The 17,062-nt window shown below is 68.9% G+C and carries 22 protein-coding genes; 9 read left to right on the plus strand and 13 right to left on the minus strand.

Annotation, left to right across the window (positions count from 1 at the left end; genetic code table 11):
* Nucleotides 1–20: 20 nt before the first annotated feature.
* Nucleotides 21–1,316: a 3-phosphoshikimate 1-carboxyvinyltransferase gene (gene aroA, locus LT971_RS06905; protein ID WP_237006112.1), complete on the minus strand. Its 1,296-nt coding sequence runs from the start codon at nt 1,314–1,316 to the stop codon at nt 21–23.
* A 137-nt stretch (nt 1,317–1,453) separates the two neighbouring features.
* Here aroA and LT971_RS06910 point away from each other — a divergent pair, with 137 nt between their 5' ends.
* Nucleotides 1,454–2,626 (plus strand): M24 family metallopeptidase, encoded by a 1,173-nt coding sequence (locus tag LT971_RS06910; protein ID WP_237006113.1) that lies wholly within the window; start codon nt 1,454–1,456, stop codon nt 2,624–2,626.
* Between the two features lie 58 nt (nt 2,627–2,684).
* Here the strand turns inward: LT971_RS06910 and LT971_RS16515 are convergent, their stop codons facing one another.
* Genes LT971_RS16515 through LT971_RS06925 form a run of 3 tightly spaced genes read right to left on the minus strand, consistent with a single transcriptional unit; the run spans nt 2,685 to nt 5,762 of the window.
* On the minus strand, nt 2,685–3,671 hold the full coding sequence (locus LT971_RS16515) for a PAS domain-containing protein (protein WP_237006114.1): 987 nt from the start codon (nt 3,669–3,671) through the stop codon (nt 2,685–2,687).
* A 24-nt stretch (nt 3,672–3,695) separates the two neighbouring features.
* Entirely contained in the window at nt 3,696–4,292 is a 597-nt protein-coding gene (locus LT971_RS06920; protein WP_237006115.1) for a HalX domain-containing protein, read from the minus strand.
* Between the two features lie 27 nt (nt 4,293–4,319).
* The gene (locus tag LT971_RS06925) at nt 4,320–5,762 is read right to left on the minus strand and encodes a sensor histidine kinase (RefSeq protein WP_237006116.1); all 1,443 of its coding nucleotides are present in this window, start codon (nt 5,760–5,762) and stop codon (nt 4,320–4,322) included.
* A 159-nt stretch (nt 5,763–5,921) separates the two neighbouring features.
* Between LT971_RS06925 and LT971_RS06930 the strand changes: the two genes are divergently transcribed.
* The 6 genes from LT971_RS06930 (at nt 5,922) to LT971_RS06955 (ending at nt 10,587) form a co-directional block, all read left to right on the plus strand.
* On the plus strand, nt 5,922–6,710 hold the full coding sequence (locus tag LT971_RS06930; RefSeq protein ID WP_237006117.1) for a prephenate dehydrogenase/arogenate dehydrogenase family protein: 789 nt from the start codon (nt 5,922–5,924) through the stop codon (nt 6,708–6,710).
* Entirely contained in the window at nt 6,697–8,094 is a 1,398-nt protein-coding gene (locus tag LT971_RS06935) for a small ribosomal subunit Rsm22 family protein (protein WP_237006118.1), read from the plus strand. The genes LT971_RS06930 and LT971_RS06935 overlap by 14 nt, the downstream gene beginning before the upstream one ends.
* A gap of 272 nt (nt 8,095–8,366) precedes the next feature.
* The gene (surE, locus tag LT971_RS06940) at nt 8,367–9,143 is read left to right on the plus strand and encodes a 5'/3'-nucleotidase SurE (RefSeq protein ID WP_237006119.1); all 777 of its coding nucleotides are present in this window, start codon (nt 8,367–8,369) and stop codon (nt 9,141–9,143) included.
* A 188-nt stretch (nt 9,144–9,331) separates the two neighbouring features.
* A complete protein-coding gene (locus tag LT971_RS06945) occupies nt 9,332–9,763 on the plus strand; it encodes a DUF4870 domain-containing protein (RefSeq protein ID WP_237006120.1) in 432 nt (143 codons plus the stop codon).
* A gap of 195 nt (nt 9,764–9,958) precedes the next feature.
* A complete protein-coding gene (locus LT971_RS06950) occupies nt 9,959–10,204 on the plus strand; it encodes an AbrB/MazE/SpoVT family DNA-binding domain-containing protein (RefSeq protein ID WP_237006121.1) in 246 nt (81 codons plus the stop codon).
* Nucleotides 10,201–10,587: a PIN domain-containing protein gene (locus LT971_RS06955; protein ID WP_237006122.1), complete on the plus strand. Its 387-nt coding sequence runs from the start codon at nt 10,201–10,203 to the stop codon at nt 10,585–10,587. Before LT971_RS06950 ends, LT971_RS06955 begins: the two co-directional genes overlap by 4 nt.
* A 191-nt stretch (nt 10,588–10,778) precedes the next feature.
* Here the strand turns inward: LT971_RS06955 and LT971_RS06960 are convergent, their stop codons facing one another.
* Nucleotides 10,779–11,195, minus strand: a complete 417-nt coding sequence (locus LT971_RS06960; protein WP_237006123.1) for a PIN domain-containing protein — start codon at nt 11,193–11,195, stop codon at nt 10,779–10,781.
* A gap of 7 nt (nt 11,196–11,202) precedes the next feature.
* Complete coding sequence (locus tag LT971_RS06965) at nt 11,203–11,433, minus strand: AF_0619 family ribbon-helix-helix protein (RefSeq protein ID WP_237006124.1); 231 nt, start codon at nt 11,431–11,433, stop codon at nt 11,203–11,205.
* Between the two features lie 198 nt (nt 11,434–11,631).
* Between LT971_RS06965 and LT971_RS06970 the strand changes: the two genes are divergently transcribed.
* On the plus strand, nt 11,632–11,856 hold the full coding sequence (locus tag LT971_RS06970; RefSeq protein ID WP_237006125.1) for a hypothetical protein: 225 nt from the start codon (nt 11,632–11,634) through the stop codon (nt 11,854–11,856).
* Here the strand turns inward: LT971_RS06970 and LT971_RS06975 are convergent, their stop codons facing one another.
* From LT971_RS06975 to LT971_RS06985, 3 genes are all read right to left on the minus strand, one after another.
* A complete protein-coding gene (locus tag LT971_RS06975) occupies nt 11,857–12,048 on the minus strand; it encodes a hypothetical protein (protein WP_237006126.1) in 192 nt (63 codons plus the stop codon).
* 222 nt (nt 12,049–12,270) lie between these two features.
* Nucleotides 12,271–12,600 (minus strand): chorismate mutase, encoded by a 330-nt coding sequence (locus LT971_RS06980; protein WP_425293266.1) that lies wholly within the window; start codon nt 12,598–12,600, stop codon nt 12,271–12,273.
* A complete protein-coding gene (locus tag LT971_RS06985) occupies nt 12,534–13,388 on the minus strand; it encodes a shikimate kinase (RefSeq protein WP_237006128.1) in 855 nt (284 codons plus the stop codon). The genes LT971_RS06980 and LT971_RS06985 overlap by 67 nt, the downstream gene beginning before the upstream one ends.
* Before the next feature lie 90 nt (nt 13,389–13,478).
* Here LT971_RS06985 and LT971_RS06990 point away from each other — a divergent pair, with 90 nt between their 5' ends.
* On the plus strand, nt 13,479–13,910 hold the full coding sequence (locus LT971_RS06990; RefSeq protein WP_237006129.1) for a DUF5796 family protein: 432 nt from the start codon (nt 13,479–13,481) through the stop codon (nt 13,908–13,910).
* A gap of 40 nt (nt 13,911–13,950) precedes the next feature.
* Here the strand turns inward: LT971_RS06990 and LT971_RS16415 are convergent, their stop codons facing one another.
* From LT971_RS16415 to LT971_RS07005, 4 genes are read right to left on the minus strand one after another with little or no spacing between them, the layout of a single operon-like run.
* Nucleotides 13,951–14,085: a DUF7128 family protein gene (locus tag LT971_RS16415; RefSeq protein ID WP_272904618.1), complete on the minus strand. Its 135-nt coding sequence runs from the start codon at nt 14,083–14,085 to the stop codon at nt 13,951–13,953.
* 22 nt (nt 14,086–14,107) lie between these two features.
* Nucleotides 14,108–14,782, minus strand: coding sequence for an ATP-binding cassette domain-containing protein (locus tag LT971_RS06995; RefSeq protein ID WP_237006130.1), 675 nt, complete (start codon nt 14,780–14,782; stop codon nt 14,108–14,110).
* Between the two features lie 2 nt (nt 14,783–14,784).
* Nucleotides 14,785–15,855, minus strand: a complete 1,071-nt coding sequence (locus LT971_RS07000) for an ABC transporter (RefSeq protein ID WP_237006131.1) — start codon at nt 15,853–15,855, stop codon at nt 14,785–14,787.
* Complete coding sequence (locus tag LT971_RS07005) at nt 15,856–16,977, minus strand: hypothetical protein (protein ID WP_237006132.1); 1,122 nt, start codon at nt 16,975–16,977, stop codon at nt 15,856–15,858. It lies immediately after the preceding gene.
* Nucleotides 16,978–17,062 lie beyond the last annotated feature (85 nt).

Below are 17,062 nucleotides of genomic sequence, written 5' to 3' on the forward strand. Positions count from 1 at the left end.
AGAATACGTCTTGTGGCCGCCTACGCGTCGACGCTCGCGCCGAGGCCGTCGAGCACGTCGAAGAACCCGGGGAAGGAGACGTCGACGTGTTCGCTACCGGCGATGGTCGTCTCGCCGTCGGCGACGAGGCCGGCGACCGCCAGCGCCATCACGAGCCGGTGGTCACCGCGGCCGTCGACGCTCGCGCCCGACAGATCACTGTCGCCGCCGTGGACGACCAGTTCGTCCTGGTGTTCCTCGACGCTCGCACCCAGCTTCGTGAGGGACTCGGCCATTGCGCTCACGCGGTCGGTCTCCTTGTACCGGACGTGTTCGGCGTCCGTGATGCGGGTCGTGCCGTCGGCGGCCGCGCCCAGCACCGCGATGGTCGGCAGGAGGTCCGGGGTGTCCGCGACCCCGACCGACACACCCGACAGGTCCGACTGCTGGACGGCAATCTCGCCCGCGTCCTCGTCCCAGTCCACGTTCGCGCCCATCCGTTCGAGGACGTCGACGATGGCGGCGTCGCCCTGCGCGCTCGGGTGCATCCCCTCGACGACGACCGGTTTGCCGTCCTCGGCAGCGAGCGCGCCCGCCGCGAGCAGGTAGGACGCCGACGAGAAGTCGCCGGGGACGGCGTAGTCGCCGCTCTCGGGGTCGTAGGTCTGGCCGCCCGGCACCCGGTACCCCGGCGCAGCCTCGTGGGCGTCCACGCCGAAGGCCTCCAGCACGTCGAGGGTGATGTCGACGTACGGCGCGGACTTCAGCTCGGTCGTCAGCTCGATCTCGACGCCGTCGCCGGTGGCCGCGCCGGCCAGCAGCAGCGACGTGACGAACTGGCTGGAGACGTCGCCGGGCATCGACACCGGCCCGCCCGAGATTGGGCCGTCGACGACCAGCGGCGCCTGTCCGTTCGCGCGGGTGGAGCGCGCCGTCCCGCCGAGCCCGGAGACCGCCTCCAGGAGGGGGCCGTGTGGCCGCGACCGCAGGGACTCGTCGCCGGTCAGGACGGTGGTGCCGTCGGCGAGCGCGGCGGCGCCGGTCACCAGTCGCATCGTCGTCCCCGAGTTCGCGCAGTCGACGACGTCGTCCGGGACCGCGGGTCGGCCGCCGAACCCAGTCACGGCCCAGTTCCCGCCGTCGAGTCGTTCCGTCTCGCCGCCGAGCAGGTCGACGGCCCGAGCCGTCGCGCGCGTGTCGGCGCTCACCAGCGGGTCGCGGACGACCGTGTCGCCGTCGGCGTAGCCCGCCGCCAGCAGCGCGCGGTGCGTGTAGCTCTTCGACGGCGGTGCTCGCGCCCGGCCCCGTACCCGGGACGTCGAGACTGTCGCGTGCATACCCGCCGGGAGGGCGGCCCACGGCATGAGGATTCCGGCGCCGGCACCGCAGCCGACCGGTCCCGCCGTCGCCACGGCGACCGGGCCCCGGTTCCGGAGGCGGTAGCGTTTAGGCGCCGCCCCGCACACGGAGTCGCATGGACCCTGACTTCTCGCGGCTCGACGAGTTCCTCGACGACGGCGGCCTCGACGGCTACGCCTTCCACGACGACGACTCGAACTCAGACCTCTACTACGTCGCGGGGTTCGGCGCGCCGGACCCGTTCTTCGCCGTCTACACGCCCGAGCAGACGGGCGTCCTCGTCTCCTCGCTGGAGTACGGTCGTGCGAGCAAGGAGGCCCGCGCGGACGTCGTCGCCCGCCACTCCGACTACGACCTCCGGGCGAAGCGAGAGGAGTACGGCCCGCAGGAAGCCAAAGACCGCGTGCTCGCCGAGTTCGTCGCCGACCTCGGCTGCGAGTCGCTGGCGGTCGGCGGCCGGTTCCCGGTCGGCGTCGCGGACGCGCTGCGCGACCACGGCGTCGCCGTCGAATCCGACGACGACAACGTCGTGCAGGACATCCGCGCGACGAAGACCGAGGAGGAAGTCGAGCACGTCCGCGAGGCCCAGCGCGCGAACGAGGCGGCGATGGCGCGCGCAGAGGAACTCATCCGCGGCGCCGACCGCGAGGACGGCGTGCTCGTCCGCGAAGACGGCGAGCCACTCACCAGCGAGTACGTCCAGCAGGAGATCGAGATCGAGTTGCTGCGCCACGGCTGCGCGCTCGACGACACCATCGTCGCGGGCGGCCCGCAGGCGGCCGACGCCCACGAGCGCGGCAGCGGCCCGCTGCCAGCCGACGACCCCATCATCGTCGACATCTTCCCGCGGAACAAGGACTCGAAGTACCACAGCGACATGACTCGGACGTTCGCGAACGGCGATCCGGGCGACGCCCACCGCGAGCGCTACGAGGTCACGCGGGAGGCCTTCGAGGCTGCACTGGACGCCATCGAGCCGGGCGTCACCGGCGAGGACGTCAATCAGGCCGTCGTCGACGTCTTCGACGACCACGACTACCCGAGCATCTTCACGGACCCCGAGACCGAGTCCGGGTTCATCCACTCGACGGGCCACGGTGTCGGCCTCGACGTCCACGAGATGCCCTCTATCTCCCGCGGCGGGGACGAACTCCGTCCCGGCCACGTCATCACCATCGAACCCGGCCTCTACGAGCCCGGCGAGGGCGGCGTCCGCATCGAGGACATCGTCGTCGTCACCGAGGACGGCTACGAGAACCTCACCGACTACGAGATATCGCTGACCTGACGGCCGGGACACCCCTTCTTCTCCTCGTCCTCCTTCTCCTCGCTCCCTGACGGCTGACCTACTCGTCGCCCGTGTAGTTACCCGTGGGGTCGCGGGCGAGTGCCTCGGCTCGCGCGACCAGGTCTGCCATCCGCTCGACTGACTGCTCGGCGTCCGCGACCGGGTCGCCGTCGACGTTCTCGTCACCGTCGCGGGCCGCCTCGACGGCAGCCAGGTCCGCCCGCAGTCGGTCGAGAGACGCCGACAGGTCCGTCGACAGCACCTTCGTCAGCTCCAGCAGGTGGTTGTCGCGGGCCGGCGCGTCCTCGTCGACGACCGTCCGGAAGTGCACGGAGAGGCCGTTCTCGGCGGGGAACGCCCGCACCTCGAAGGTCTTGCCCAGCGGCGGGAAGTGCTCGCGGAACGTCACCGGCTCCTGCGACGCCATCGCTCGGTGGTACTCGTCGTAGAACGCGTGGTCGGCCGCCTCCGGGAACGCCGACCAGATGTTCCGGCCGAGCACGTCCTCGCGGTCGACCTCGAGGCTGTCCTCGGCGGCGGCGTTCAGGTACGTGAACTCCCAGTCGGCGTTCAGCGCGAAGAAGCCGTCCGTGACCCGCTCGTAGACGGTTCGCGCGATGTCGTTGACCATCGCGACCTCCTGTTCGGCGCGGTACGACGACGCGGCCTCCTCGGCGGCACCGGCGACGGTCGCCAGCGCGTCTGTCGAGTCCGTCTCGCGGACGTACTCGGTGACGTCGTGACCGATGGCGTCGGCCGCCACCGACGAGCCGGTCGCGCGCTCCAGCACGACCACGGGCACCGTCGGGTCGACCGACCGGACCGCCGACAGCACCGCGAGCGCGTCGGTCGCCGGCGGCTCCTCGTCGTGCTCGACCACGACGCAGTCGACGCCGTCCGCGACGCGCTCGGCGGCCGCGTCGGCGTCGGCCACCGCCAGCGCCTGGAGGTCTCCACGACTGTGGAGGGCGCGTTCGCCGGCCGCGCGGCTCCGCGCTGCGGCCGTGACGTACAGCACGACCGGTTCGCTGGGCTCTGCTGCCACGCGTGGTCACGGGGCGGTCAGCCGTTAAGATGTTGTGGCCGTGTCTTCTTCCTCGTCGCCGACGCCGAGCCCGCGGATGACTGCCAGAAAGTCGTCGTCGTCGAGGTCCTCGACGAGGGTGTCGAGACCGTCGCGCGTCTCCTCGATGGCCGCACACAGTTCGTCGTAGCGGTCGTTTTCCGCCAGCTCGTCGGCGGACTTCGACGTCTCGAGCGTGGCGCGCTTCGACGCCAGCGCGAAGAACTCCTGGACCTCCTCGCTGTACAGCGACCGCGCGAGCAGCCGGCTCACGAGGTCATCGAGTTCGGCGCGCTCGACGGGCTTCACGACGTAGGAGTCGATTCCCAGTTCGAGCACGTCGAAGTCGGGGTCGACGGCCGTGACCATCGCGACCTGGCAGTCGTACCCCTCGGTCCGGATCTCGTCGAGGACGTCGTCGCCGGAGCGCTCGGGGAGGCGCCGGTCGAGCAACACGACGTCCACCGCGTCGTCGAGCTTGGCGAGCGCGCCGTCGGCAGTGTACGCCGTCCGGACGTCGTAGCTGGTGGCCAGCCAGTCGGCGAACAGGTCTGCGAGTTCGCGCTCGTCCTCGACCACGAGAACCGTCGCCGTCCCAGTCATTGCCGAAATCCAACTCGTGGTGGCGGTTTAGTTCTTTCCCGCCGGCCGGAGCACCACGTCGCCGTCGGCCACTTCCACGGCACCGCCGGTCTGGCTAACCACCCAGTACACGAGCCAGAGACCGACGCCCGACCCGTGCTGGAGGGGTGTCTCCTCGACGCCCGAGAGCGCGCGGCGCTCGTTCTCCGGAATCCCGGGGCCGTCGTCGCTGACCCGCACCGTCAGCGGGTCGCTGGACACCGACACTTCGACGCGCGGCGAGTCGCCGCCGGCGTGCTCGCCGCCGTTCCCGCCGTCCCCTCGGGGCTGCGAGCCGTCGGCGACCGTCTCCGTCGCCGACGTGGTGTGTTCGACGGCGTTCATCAGGAGTTCGTGGACGGGGAGCCGGAGCCGCTCGTCCACGAGGGCGTCTGCGGACCCGGAGACGGTGATTGTCGCGTCGGGGTGTTCCTTGCGGACAGCCGTCACTTCGTGGCCCACGAGGTCGTCGACGGGTTCGGCGCCCGCGTCGTCGCGGGCGAGGGCGTCCTCGAGGCGGCGGGCCTTCTCGCTGGTGTCGAGGAGACTCTCGGCCGCCTCCCGGACGGCCGTCATGTCCTCCTCGACGTCGCTCTCGTCGACCTGTGCGGCCAGTCTGTCGGTCCGGCCGAGCACGACGTTCAGGGCGTTCCGGGTGTCGTGGCGGAGCACGCGGTTCAGCACGCGCAGCCGCTGGTCGCGCTCCTCGCGGCGCGTGACGTCCCGGCACACCCAGACGTAGCCGTCCTCGACGGTCGACATCGACACCTCCTGGGGGTACGTGGTGTCGTCGTCGCGTGCTGCCGTCACCGTCCCCTGCCAGGCGTCGTCGTCGCCCTCGTCGAGTTCGTCGAGTACTTCAGCGACTCGCTCCCGGGTTACCGGCGGGTACGAGGTCCGCCAGCTCCGTCCGACGACGGCCGACGCGTCGTCGACGCCGTGCGTAGCGGCGAACGACGAGTTCGCGTACCTGATGGTGCGGTCGTCGTCGAGTACGGCGATGCCGTCCATCGCCGAGTCCAGCGCCCGCAGCAGCCGCAGCCGGGAGCGAGCGCGCCAGCGGTCCCGTTCGGCGTACGTGCCGGCGACGGCGCCGCCGAGCGCGCCGACACTGGAGTGCTGGACGAACACGTGCTGGATGGCGATGCTGCCGTAGGCGTTCGCGTAGACGGCCCAGAGGTCGAGCGCCAGCACGAGGCCGGCGCCGCCGACCGCCCAGACGAACACGGCATCGCCGCGGGGCGCCGTCTGGCTGCCCCGCCAGAACCAGAGGCCGTAGGCGAGGACGCCGACGGCGGGACCGACGGTCGCCGCCACGACCATCGGATCGGGAGCGTCGGCGTGCTGACCGAAGTGGAGGACTGCGGTCCCAGTGAGGAGCGCGCCGAGCGCGGCGAGCGCCCACTGGCGGCTCGGGTCGGGGGCGTCCAGGGCGTCGGCCTCGAGCGGCACGGCGGTGTGGAGATGGCCGAGGGTGAAAAATCCCCACGACGCCCGACCGCCGGCCACCTGTCCCTCCAGCCGCGGCCACCGGCCGCCCACCGACGCGGGACTGCCCGCCTGCTCCCGGGTGCGAACGTCTTTTGCCGGCAGGGGCGCTACGCTCCTCCGATGGAGGTACTCGTAGTCGGCGCTGGCGCGGTCGGCCGCTGGGTGGCCGATACGGTGGACGCGCCCGTGGCGTTCGCCGACGTCGACCCGCAGCGGGCCGAGGACGCAGCCGCGGCCGCCGGAGCGAACGCTCGCGCCGTCGCACTGGACACGGACGAGCAGTTCGCGGTCGTCGCGGTGGCGGTGCCGCTGCGCGTGGCGGCGGCCGCCGTCGAGCGCCACGCGCCGAAGGCAACCGACGCTGTCGTCGACTTCACGGGCGAGATGGCCGGGCCGCTGGCGGCGATGGCCGACGCGGCACCCGACGCCGAGCACGCGAGCTTCCACCCGCTGTTCGCGCCCGAGCACGCGCCGGGTCGCGTCGCCATCACCGAGCAGACGCCGGGGCCGGTGACCGACGCCGTCCGGGAGTGGTTCGCCGACGCGGGCAACGAACTGGTCGACGTCGGTGCCGGGGAGCACGACGACGCGATGGCGACGATCCAGGGTCGGACGCACGCGGCGGTGCTGGCGTTCGCGCTCGCCGCTGACGACGTGCCGGACGCGCTCGCGACACCGGTCTACGAGGAGCTGGCGGCGCTCGCCGACCGCGTGACCGGCGGCAACCCCCGGGTGTACGGCGACATCCAGTCGGCGTTCGGCGGCGCCGAAGAGGTCGCAGCGGCCGCCCAGCGGCTCGCGGACGCCGTCGACGCAGCCGGTGGCGCCGCCGACGAGGACGTCGACAATGGAGCGAGCGGGGACGACGGCGCGGCCTTCGCGGAGGTGTACGACGATGCCGGTCGATAGGGACGCCGTGCTGGACGCCGCGAAGTACCTGCGGGGCGTCCGACCGCTGGACCCCGGGGAGCTCCGGGAGTACGTGGAGGACCAGCCCCACGACGCGGTCGTCCGGCAGGTGTTGCGCGAGCACGCCGCCGACCTCGGGGTCGTGGAGCGCGACGACGGCACGTTCGTGGTGCCGCCCGAGGAGCCCGTGCGGACGTCGTTCCACGGCGTGCAGGCGCTGCCGGAGCGCTACGACCGCGTGGTCGAGGAGGAACTCGTCGCGGAGTACGGCGCCGACTGGCACCGCGACGACAGCGGCGACCGCCTCCGGGAGACGATTCGACGGTTCAAGGACGACTACTACCGCCGGAACCCCGTCGAGTACGACCGGGAGGTCGCACTGGGGTACGCGGTCTACCACCTCGCGAGCTACTACGCGGCCGTCCAGTACGTGCTGGCGGACCTCGCGCGGGACGGCTTGCTCGGCCACGACCTCCGCGTGCTGGACCTCGGCGCGGGTGTCGGCGGCCCTGCGCTCGGGCTGTTCGACTTCCTGCCCGACGAGGCGCTGGTGGACTACCACGCCGTCGAGCCGAGCGCCGCCGCGGACGTGCTGGACGAACTGCTCGAGGAGACGCCGCGCAACGTCCACGCGACGATTCATCGGGAGACCGCCGAGGACTTCGACCCCGACGGCGAGTACGACCTGGTGCTGGCGTGCTCGGTGCTCTCGGAGCTCGAGGACGCCGAGTCGGTCGTCCGCCGGTACCTCGACGGTCTGGCCGACGACGGGACGGTCATCGCGCTCGCGCCCGCGGACAAGCACACGAGCACGCACCTCCGCGAGGTGGAGCGCACCGTCGAGGACGACCCGGCGACCGTCTACGGGCCGACGCCGCGGCTCTGGCCGGGCCGCCGGCCGTCGGACCGAGGGTGGACGTTCGACGAGCAGCCAGCCGTCGAGGTGCCAGCCGTGCAGGCCCGGCTCGCCGACGCCAGCCAGGACCCCGGCGAGTTCCGGCACACCGACGTCCGGTTCTCGTACTCGCTGCTGCGACTGGACGACCGCCGCCAGCACGACGTCGAACTGTCCGGCGACCGCCTGCTGACGCTCGGTGACGCCGACGACCGCGTCACCGACCGCGCCGACCTGCTGGTCGCCAAGCTCTCCCGGAACCTCGCTGGCGACGGCGACGACACCAACCCGGTGTTCAAGGTGAGCGACGGCAGCGAGGACACCGACTGCTACGCCGTGCTCGTCCGGCCGACGAGCCTGAACCGCGACGTCGAGACCGCCGACTACGGCGACCTCCTCTCCGTCGAGGACGCACTCGTGCTGTGGAACGACGACGAGGACGCCTACAACTTCGTGCTCGACGAGGAGACCGTCGTCGACGCCGTCTGAAAAAGTCGCGTCCGTGCGTTGAACAGGCCTCTGTCGCGGGCGCTCGCCACGTACTCGGGGAAACGACCCGGCGTCCACGACGACCGTCTCCTCGACGACGGGGACCGAGCCGTAGTCGGCCTGCAGGCGGTCGGTCTGCTCGCGGACGAACGCGCGGTTGAGGTGCTCCGTGGACACGACTGGACGCCAACCCAGTCGAGGCCCGTAGAAGTAGCTTCGGCTGGCCGACGCTTCCCGAAACGCTCTTTCACCGTCGCGCCGACGCTCACACGATGGACGCCGACGAGCCCGAGATTCTCGTGACGAACGACGACGGTATCGACGCGCCCGGCATCCGCGCGCTCGCCGAGGGCCTCGAAGCGGTGGGCAACGTCACCGTCGTCGCGCCCGCGGACAACCAGAGCGCGTCGGGGCGCGCGATGTCGAGTGAGGTCGCCGTCCACGACCACGACCTCGGGTACGCCGTCGAGGGGACGCCCTCGGACTGTATCGTCGCCGGGCTGGAGGCGCTCGGCCCGTACCCGGACCTCGTGGTGTCGGGCGTGAACGAGGGCGGCAACCTCGGGATGTACGTCCTCGGGCGCTCCGGCACCGTCAGCGCGGCCGTCGAGGCGGCGTTCTTCGGCGTGCCGTCGATAGCGGTCTCGATGTACATGCGTGAGGACCAGTTCGGTGAGCCGACGGAGGTCGCGGACTACGAGCACGCCGTTGACGCCACAAGGCACCTCGCGCGGGAGGCTGTCGACGCCGGCGTCTTCGAGACGGCCGACTACCTGAACGTCAACGCCCCCCACCCGGAGGCCGACGCCACCGGCGAGATGGTCGTCACGCGGCCCTCCCACGCCTACGACATGACCGCCGAGCAGAACGGCGACACGGTCACGCTCCACGACCGGATGTGGGACGCGATGGCGACCGGCGACGTCCCCGACCCCGAGGGTACCGACCGCCGCGCCGTCCTCGACGGCCACGTCTCCGTCTCGCCGCTGACCGCCCCGCACTCGACCGAACGCCACGAGGCACTGGACGCGCTCTCGGCCGACTTCTGAGGGCGCCGCGGCGAACAGGTGGCCGCGACCGGGACGCGGCTCCGGGGCTCGCGGACGACCAGCGGTCTACAACTGGCAGCTCACGGGCTACTACCGGGCGACCAGCCGGCCAGTAGTCGGCGGGAAGCGGCCACAGCGTGGGCAATTTGGTAATCTGTCACACTCCCGTAGTGGTGGCTGTACCCGCCATGTCCCAGGAGACCAGCGACACCCCCGGCACGCCGACCGACCGAACCAGCGCGACAACCGACACCGGCCTCGAACCGAACGTCGCCGGCGCACTCGCCTACGTGCTCGGCATCCTCACCGGCGTCCTCTTCTTCGTGCTCGAACGAGACAACGAGTTCGTGCGCTTCCACGCCGCACAGAGCATCGTCGTCTTCGGCGCGTTCTTCGTCGCGAGCGTCGGCGTCAGCCTGCTCTCGACGCTCACCTCGGCGGGCCTCGGCGGCGGCGGTGGCTTCTTCGTCTTCGGCCTGCTGTCGCTGTTCCTCTCTCTCGTCTGGTTCGCCGTCGCCGTCGCCGGGTTCGTGCTCTGGCTGTACCTGATCGTGCGCGCCTACCAGGGCGAGACGCCGAGAATCCCGGTGGCCGCCGGCATCGCCGACGACCTCGTCTGAACGCACGCCGTCGGCGACGCCACCAGCACGTCGCCGGTCGTCGGCAGCGGGGCGCGACGCCTACCGCGTTTCCCGCTGCTCGATTTTGTTCAGATAGCCGAAATCCACCATACACACTACTGAAACGATCTGGTGGGAGCCATCAAGAACGATCTAGTGGTAAGATTCTTTGTCTATGGTGTCGTATCCTCATCTATGTCAACAGAGACGGATGGCCAGGGACGGCTGTACATCCCGAAGGAGGTGCGGGAAAAGTACGGCCAGAAGTATCACATCGTCATGTACGAGGACAGAATCGAACTGATACCGGTCGCAGACGATCCACTCGCCGCTGTCCGCGAGGCCGCAGGCGAACTTCACGACTCGTCCGTCGAGAAGATCCGGGAGGACATCGAGGCCGAGGCGAAAGACGAGGCTGAGGAAGTCGGCGGCGACAGATGACGGTGTACGTCGAGACGGACTTCCTGCTCGCACTCGCCAAAGACTCCGATTGGTTACAGGGCTCCGCTGAGGACGCCCTCGCCGAGTACGACGTCGAGACGTCGCCGTTCTCGTACCTCGAACTCCTCCTCGCCCGGGAACGCTACGAGTTCGATTACGTGCCGCTGGTGGCGAACCTGCTCGAACTCGTCCCCGTGCGGGACGAAGAAGAGAAACAGGTCGTGCTGAAAGCCGTCAACTACTACGACGAGGGAATGACGCCGTTCGACGCGTTCCACGCGGCGAAAGCGGAAACGCGAGGGATGGACGTACTCTCCTCCGAGAGAGACTACGAAGACGTCGAGGTGGAACGAGTGCCACTCGAACCGACCGACGACGAGTAACGCAGATTCCGTTGCCCGCCTACCGCGTCTCCCGCTGCTCGATCTTGTTCAGGTAGCTGAAACCCATACTGCGTAGCGGTGAAATCAAACCCCGATTATGATTCTATTCCGGCGAATACGCGGTTGAAAACGCTATAATAGGAGTACATTTAAGAACCTCGCCGTATCCTGTAGTCGCCAGTCTCGACCGGCTAGCGCGTGTCGAACGAATCGATCACGTCGCTCGTTGAATACGTCTCGACGAGGTCCTGTTCGTCGAAATCGGAATCATCGCTCCAGATGTCGGCGTCGCTAGCTAGGGCACACGCAACGTACAGCACGTCGTCAGGATCGCTCTCACCAATCGCGCTATTGGCCTCTTCAATGTAGGGATAGAACTCGTCTGCGGGGACGACCTCGATGTACTGGAACAAAAGGTCGATGAACTGCTGGACGCGCTGAGGTCTCATCCCGGACTTCTCGACAATGAGGTCTTCGTAGTTCCCGATTTCGTCGTGGACGAACGTGGGCGTCAACAAGTCGGGTTCGAGCGTGACGATGAGCTCACGCGTTTTCGAATCAGCAATGAGCGCAGAAATGACGACGTTGGCGTCGATAACCAGCTTCATCCAGGAGCTACTCCGATTGTTCTTCGACGCGCTCGCGTCCACGCTCGTTGATTCGATCCGCAATCTCCGTGACGTCGCTCTCAGTGAGCTCGCTTTGGCTAGTGAGTTCGTCCATCACTTCGAGGGCCTCGATTTTCTCCTGGATGGCCTGTCGGGTAACCTCACTCCAGTTGATCTCCGGATGTTTCTCCATCCGGTCTTTGAGCTCGTCGTCTACGTTGACGGTGATACTTGGCATACCGGAAAATTTGTAGATACAGAATATTGTGTTTTGCGGTGGATCGACCACCTAGAGAACCGTCAAGCCCCACATTGTTTGGCTACGCACCGCTTCGAACTCTGATTTTGATTTCCAGCTATAAAACGTCGAAATGACCGGTTAGTAGGTCTGCGATTTTGCCACACAGTTTTCATCTATGCGGAGATGTAATCTGGTATGGTGACTCGTCCGTCTCTCCGAGGATTTGGCGCAGCCCTCGTTGTTGGTGTCGCAATCGTCTGTATGGGGGTGATTGCGCTCGGCTTCCTCATGCCCGAGCGACTCTTCGAGAGTACTGTGGGATTAGTCGCCTTCTTCGCCGCCGGCCTCCTAATGGTGGTCTGCGCAGTCGTTGCGAACCTCTACGACCTCCGAGGGATTCTCCACAACGAGTTCGGCTAATCACTCACTGAACACTCGCAGTCCAAGATAGTACGTGCCGCCGATGACAACCCCAGAAATAGCCGCTGTGCCTGCCGCCGCAACCGCCCCCGATGCATAGTTCAACGCGAAGGTGACAATAGCAACGACGACCGCGCCAATCAGTGCTTGTCCAAGAAGAGACTGCCCCTCCAACCACGCGTTAATCCCCATAATTACCCTCTCACAGCGCACTCCGCTTAATCGTTCGTCTATACTTAGCGAGATCTGGTCATCTATACTGAATTCGGATTGCTTGAAACGGTGGTCGTGGCCATGTAGCAGACGAACATCGAATCTTTCGGCTGCTCGTCGAGTCCGGAACGATAGAGCAACTTCCGGAAGAGGATTTATTTCGTCGGGGCGAAGTATACGCCCTGAAACGCCCAAATTCGCCTACCGCGTCTCCCGCTGCTCGATTTTGTTCAGTTCGATCAGCAGCCGGAAGATTGCCTTCACGAGGTTGTCGTCGACGCCGAACGCCGCGGCGTTCTCGCCGGCGCGCTCCATTACGGCCTCCTCCTGGGACTCGTCGGTCGTCGACAGCCCCTGCTCGGCTTTCACGTCGGCGATGGTCTCGGCGACGTACGTGCGTCGCGCGATGAGGTCCACTATCTCGCGGTCGATGCTCTCGATCTCCTCGCGGAGTTCGTCCAGTGTCATGTCGTCCGGGCCCCGGCCAGTTGCGTCGTCGTCACCCTGACCGTCCCCGGGTTCTCGTGCCATAGTGTAGCCACCTCCTCGATGCCGTCCTCGTCGCCGACCGCGACGTAGCTCGGGCCGGTGCCGGACAGCGAGACACCGGCGGCGTGCGGGAGCGCCACGACTGCGGGGTCCGTCGGGAAGTCCAGCGCGGCGCAGAACGCCAGCCCATTGACCGTCATCGCCGTGCCGTAGTCGCCGGCCGCGGCGAGGTCAGCGACGTGGTCGGCTAGCGGCGCGACGCGCTCGCACCGACTGACGTCGGCGTCCGCGGAGTACGCGCGCTCGGGGGGCGTCCAGACGGCGGCGTGCCAGTCGACCTCGTCGCGGAAGACGAGTTCGTCCTCGCGGTTGTCCGTCAGCGTCAGGCCGCCGAGCATACTCGCCGTCGCGTCGTCGAACGCGCCCGTGACGGTGACGCCGGCGTCCCGTGCCGCCTGCACGCCGAGTCGGGCTGCGTCGACGCGGTCGACGTCCCCAGCGGCGCCGAGCGCGTCCAGCGTCGCCAGCACCGTCGCGTTCGCCGCCGCACTCGAACTCTTCAGCCCCGCCGCGAGCGGGATTTCGCCGTCGGTGCGGACGTGGCCGCCCTCGCCGTCCCCGAAGCGCTCGGCAGTCAGGGACACGCAGCGCTCCACGAGGCCGGTGTCGGCGTCCGGGTGGTCGGCGACCTCGCCGGACACCCCGCGCTGTTCGGGTTCCAGCGACACCGACGCCTCGACGTCGAAGTCCAGCGCGAACGCCGACCCGACGCCAGTCGCCAGCGCGTTCAGAACCGTGCCCGCGGCCGGCGCCACAGCGCGCCCGTCCATGGGTGACACTCGCTGGCGGTGCACTTGGGGCTGGCGCTCCGGGCAAACCGCGGCCGTTTTCCCGGCCGGCCGCCAACTCGGAGTCGAGAAATGAGCGCCCGGAACGACGTCGCGCCGAGCACACTCGGCGTGGAACTGGCCGAAGAGGGCGTCTACGTCGAGTACACGGACGGCCGGGAGACGTTCTACAACGGCGTCCCGGAGCGCGTCGAGGGGACGCTACGAACCAACCCCGGCAAGGACGTTCACGTGCTCGTCACGGACCCCACGGAGACGGAGGGCGTGCTCGTGTACGTCAACGACCTCAAGACCCACGACGAGATTCTGGAGTCCACCGGCGTCGGCCGCGTGCTGCTGGACCCGGGCGAGGAGGAAGAGCTGTTCCCGGGCGTGACGGTGCGAGCGGACGGCTACGCCGTCGAGGTCGAAGCCGACCCCGAGACGGCTCGGGGTCGCGTGTTCGTGTTCGAGGAGGACGAACTCGGCGAGTACGCCTACGAGCTGTTCGCCGCCGAGGACTGACTGCCGGGCTGGGGGACCGAGCGGACGGCGGCAGCTGCTGTTACTGAAGGTACGACGGTTCCTCGGCGTCGCAGTTCTGTTCGTGCTGGCGCGCGTCGCCCTGCGCGTCGAACATCAGCCCGCACTCCTCGCAGCGGTACCAGGTCATGTCGTCGCGCTCTGTCTCCTCGACCATACGCGGAACCTCGGTACGTGACCTAAAAACCGTTGCCCCGCCCCGCCTCGCTGGCGGCGAGCGTCCGTTCGTAGACTGCGGCCGGGCTGGCGGGTGCGTCGCTGCGGTCCCAGGCTCCCGCGACCCGCCCGTCGACGACCACCGTCAGCGTCGCGTAGTCCTCGCTGAAGGCGTCGAGGTGGTGGGTGGATGCGACGACGGGGTGGTCGTCGCTGTACCGGACGGCGGTGGCGACGAGGCGCCGTCGGGTCGCCGGGTCGAGGTCCGCGAGCGGCTCGTCCAGCAGCAGGGCGTCCGGCCGCTTCAGCAGCGCGAGCGCGAGGTCGAGTTTCTTCCGGAAGCCCCCGGAGAGGTCGCTGGCGGTCCGTCCGACCACCGGCCCGAGGCGGAGCTGGTCGACCAGCGACGCGCGCCAGTCGTCGTCGGCGTCCGCGAGCGCGCCGAAGACGTCGAGGTTCTCGGCGACCGTGAGGTCGGGGTAGACGTTCGGCGTCTGGAACGCTACACCGAGCGAGTCGGGGACGGTGACGCCGCCGCTGTCGGCGCGCGTGAGCCCCGCGAGCACTCGAAGGAGGGTCGTCTTCCCGGAGCCGTTCGGGCCGGCCAGACAGTGCAGACCCTCGTCCCACGAGACGGAGACCTCGTCGAGCGCGGTCGCGTCGCCGTACGTCTTCGTGAGGTCGGTGACACCGAGCACTCTCAGGCCCTCCGTTCGTACAGCTCGGCGGCGCCGGCGAACGCCAGCGCAGCCACGGCGACCGCGCCCGCGAGCCCGGCCAGCCAGTCGGCGTACGCGCCCACCGGCTCACCGCGGAGCACGAACCCCCGCGTGGTAATCGCCGCGTAGTGCGTCGGCACCTGCCTGACCAGCCAGCGGCGGGCGGGCGAGAAGAACCCGACTGGGTACGCCAGCCCCGAGAACCCGAGCACGAACAGCAACACGAGCAGGTTCGCGATGCGGCCCCAGGCGCCGAACCCGACCAGCAACTGGATGGTCGCCGCCACCAGCCCGAGCAGCAGGAACGTCAACACGACCACGAGCAGCGTGCCTGGCCCGAGCACGGACACCGACCCGCCGAGTGCGGCGGTGGTCGCGTCGAACGCCGCTAGCGGCAGGACGAGCAGCACGGCGAAGAACGCCAGCTTGCTCGCGACGACGGCGTGCAGGCTCGTTTCGACCCGCAGCCGGTCTAGCACGGCCGCCTCGGACTCGAACGTGTGTGGGAGGTAACCCAGCGCGACGATGGCGGTCAGCGCGACGAGGAACGTCGGCACGAGGTACGCCGACAGCGAGTGTTCAGTGCCGACAAACTCCCGGGTCACGGCGACGTCGCGGGGAATCGCCTCGTCGAGTGCGGTCCGCAACAGCGTGGTGACGCCCCGCGACGGCTCGTGGTAGGGCACGACGCTGCCGTCGATGTAGACCGTGAACTCGGCTGCGCCGCGCGCCGCGTCGGTCAGCGCGGGCGGCACGGCGACGACGGCGTACACCTGTTCGCGGCCCAGTGCGTCCATCGCCGCCGTCCGCGACTCGTAGAGCACGGGGTCGCTGAATATCGTGACCGCCGCCCGTACGACCCGGAGGTCGTCGCTGGTCACGGCGGCGGTCTGTGGCGCCACGGCGACCGGCGCGTCGGTCGGCAGCACGTGCTGGAAGCCGACGGTCACGTACGCGAACACCGCCGGCAACACGAGAAAGATCGCCGCGAGCGCGAGCAGCTTGTGTCGCCCCCACCGGAGCTCCTTCCCGAGCAGGGACGGGACGTCCATCTACGCCAGCGCCGCCGCCGGAGCCGTCACCGGCGAGACGGCTGCGCTGTCGCTGTCGGACTCGGACGCCGAGCCCGACTCGCTGGCCGAGCCGACGCTGGCGCCGTACATCGTCTCCACGAGCGATTCGACGTTCTCCACGGTGTCCGAGTGCGTGACCGTCACCGTGTCGCCGTCCTGCTCGACGGAGACGGCGTCGAGGGCCTCCTGCATCTCGTCGCTGCCCATCCCGGAGTACAGCGAGAGCGCGCCGTCCACGAGGTCGTAGGTCTGCTTCGCGTCGCTCTCGGACGCTGAGATCATGTTCACCGTCGTCGTGACGTTGCCGTCACCGGTCCCGAACGACATCGAGACGTACTCGACGGTGTTCAGCGTCGACGTGTCGATTGGCGCGTCCTCGGCGACCTCTTCGCCGGCGATGTCCTCGGTCGGGGTCGCCATCGCCATCCGGACGTAGCCGTCGTCGTCGGTGTTCTGGAACGTCGACTTCAGGTCGCCGCCAAGCGTGTCTGCGTCGCCGGCGCGCACGTCGACGACGCTCTCGACGGCGCTCCGGTCGCCGAGCGCGAACTCGCCGTCACCGAGCACGGCCAGTGTGCGACCCGAGTCCATCTCGCCCTCGTAGCTGTACACGGTGGTGTCGCCGTACGAGCCCTCGCTGAACTCGGCGTCGGACTCCTCCATCGCCGACACGAGCTCGTCTTCGCTGTACGACGAGGACAGAATCACCGCGGAGGTGCCCGAACCCGCCATCGGGTCGTCCGCGGTCGTGCCGAACACGGTCATCGACTCGACCTTCTGGAGGTCGAGGCCGCTGTCGGACTCGGCCTGCTCGAACATCGCGTCGATGTCCGCGGGCGCCTCGTCGTCGTACTCGCCGCGCGCCTCGAGGGCGGTGTTCACGATGGAGCGAAGCGACTCGTCGCTGGCCATCCCGGCGGCGTCGACGTACCCGACGTACTCGGCGGACGCCGGCACGCTGTCGAGTTTTGCAGCGTCGCCGCCGCCGTCGTTCGCACCGAGCTCGCCGAGCGAGCCAGCGCAGCCGGCGGTCACCAGGAGAGCGGAGAGCCCGACCGCCAGCAGTGCCAGTCTGTATGTCGAACGGGGACTGCGTGACATGACCGGGGCTAGGCGCGAGTCGCTTGAATAGCTTGTGACACGTCTCGGGCGGTGCAGTCCCCGATGAACCGGGACGCGAGGCCGT

Source organism: Halobacterium rubrum, from assembly GCF_021729015.1.
GTDB lineage: Archaea > Halobacteriota > Halobacteria > Halobacteriales > Halobacteriaceae > Halobacterium > Halobacterium rubrum.

Coding starts and splice junctions, on each gene's coding strand:
- aroA (WP_237006112.1), bottom strand. CDS start 1,316: ATGCACGCGACAGTCTCGACGTCCCGGGTACGGGGCCGGGCGCGAGCA.
- LT971_RS06910 (WP_237006113.1), top strand. CDS start 1,454: ATGGACCCTGACTTCTCGCGGCTCGACGAGTTCCTCGACGACGGCGGC.
- LT971_RS06920 (WP_237006115.1), bottom strand. CDS start 4,292: ATGACTGGGACGGCGACGGTTCTCGTGGTCGAGGACGAGCGCGAACTC.
- LT971_RS06930 (WP_237006117.1), top strand. CDS start 5,922: ATGGAGGTACTCGTAGTCGGCGCTGGCGCGGTCGGCCGCTGGGTGGCC.
- LT971_RS06935 (WP_237006118.1), top strand. CDS start 6,697: ATGCCGGTCGATAGGGACGCCGTGCTGGACGCCGCGAAGTACCTGCGG.
- surE (WP_237006119.1), top strand. CDS start 8,367: ATGGACGCCGACGAGCCCGAGATTCTCGTGACGAACGACGACGGTATC.
- LT971_RS06945 (WP_237006120.1), top strand. CDS start 9,332: ATGTCCCAGGAGACCAGCGACACCCCCGGCACGCCGACCGACCGAACC.
- LT971_RS06950 (WP_237006121.1), top strand. CDS start 9,959: ATGTCAACAGAGACGGATGGCCAGGGACGGCTGTACATCCCGAAGGAG.
- LT971_RS06955 (WP_237006122.1), top strand. CDS start 10,201: ATGACGGTGTACGTCGAGACGGACTTCCTGCTCGCACTCGCCAAAGAC.
- LT971_RS06960 (WP_237006123.1), bottom strand. CDS start 11,195: ATGAAGCTGGTTATCGACGCCAACGTCGTCATTTCTGCGCTCATTGCT.
- LT971_RS06965 (WP_237006124.1), bottom strand. CDS start 11,433: ATGCCAAGTATCACCGTCAACGTAGACGACGAGCTCAAAGACCGGATG.
- LT971_RS06970 (WP_237006125.1), top strand. CDS start 11,632: ATGGTGACTCGTCCGTCTCTCCGAGGATTTGGCGCAGCCCTCGTTGTT.
- LT971_RS06975 (WP_237006126.1), bottom strand. CDS start 12,048: ATGGGGATTAACGCGTGGTTGGAGGGGCAGTCTCTTCTTGGACAAGCA.
- LT971_RS06980 (WP_425293266.1), bottom strand. CDS start 12,600: ATGGCACGAGAACCCGGGGACGGTCAGGGTGACGACGACGCAACTGGC.
- LT971_RS06985 (WP_237006128.1), bottom strand. CDS start 13,388: ATGGACGGGCGCGCTGTGGCGCCGGCCGCGGGCACGGTTCTGAACGCG.
- LT971_RS06990 (WP_237006129.1), top strand. CDS start 13,479: ATGAGCGCCCGGAACGACGTCGCGCCGAGCACACTCGGCGTGGAACTG.
- LT971_RS16415 (WP_272904618.1), bottom strand. CDS start 14,085: ATGGTCGAGGAGACAGAGCGCGACGACATGACCTGGTACCGCTGCGAG.
- LT971_RS07000 (WP_237006131.1), bottom strand. CDS start 15,855: ATGGACGTCCCGTCCCTGCTCGGGAAGGAGCTCCGGTGGGGGCGACAC.
- LT971_RS07005 (WP_237006132.1), bottom strand. CDS start 16,977: ATGTCACGCAGTCCCCGTTCGACATACAGACTGGCACTGCTGGCGGTC.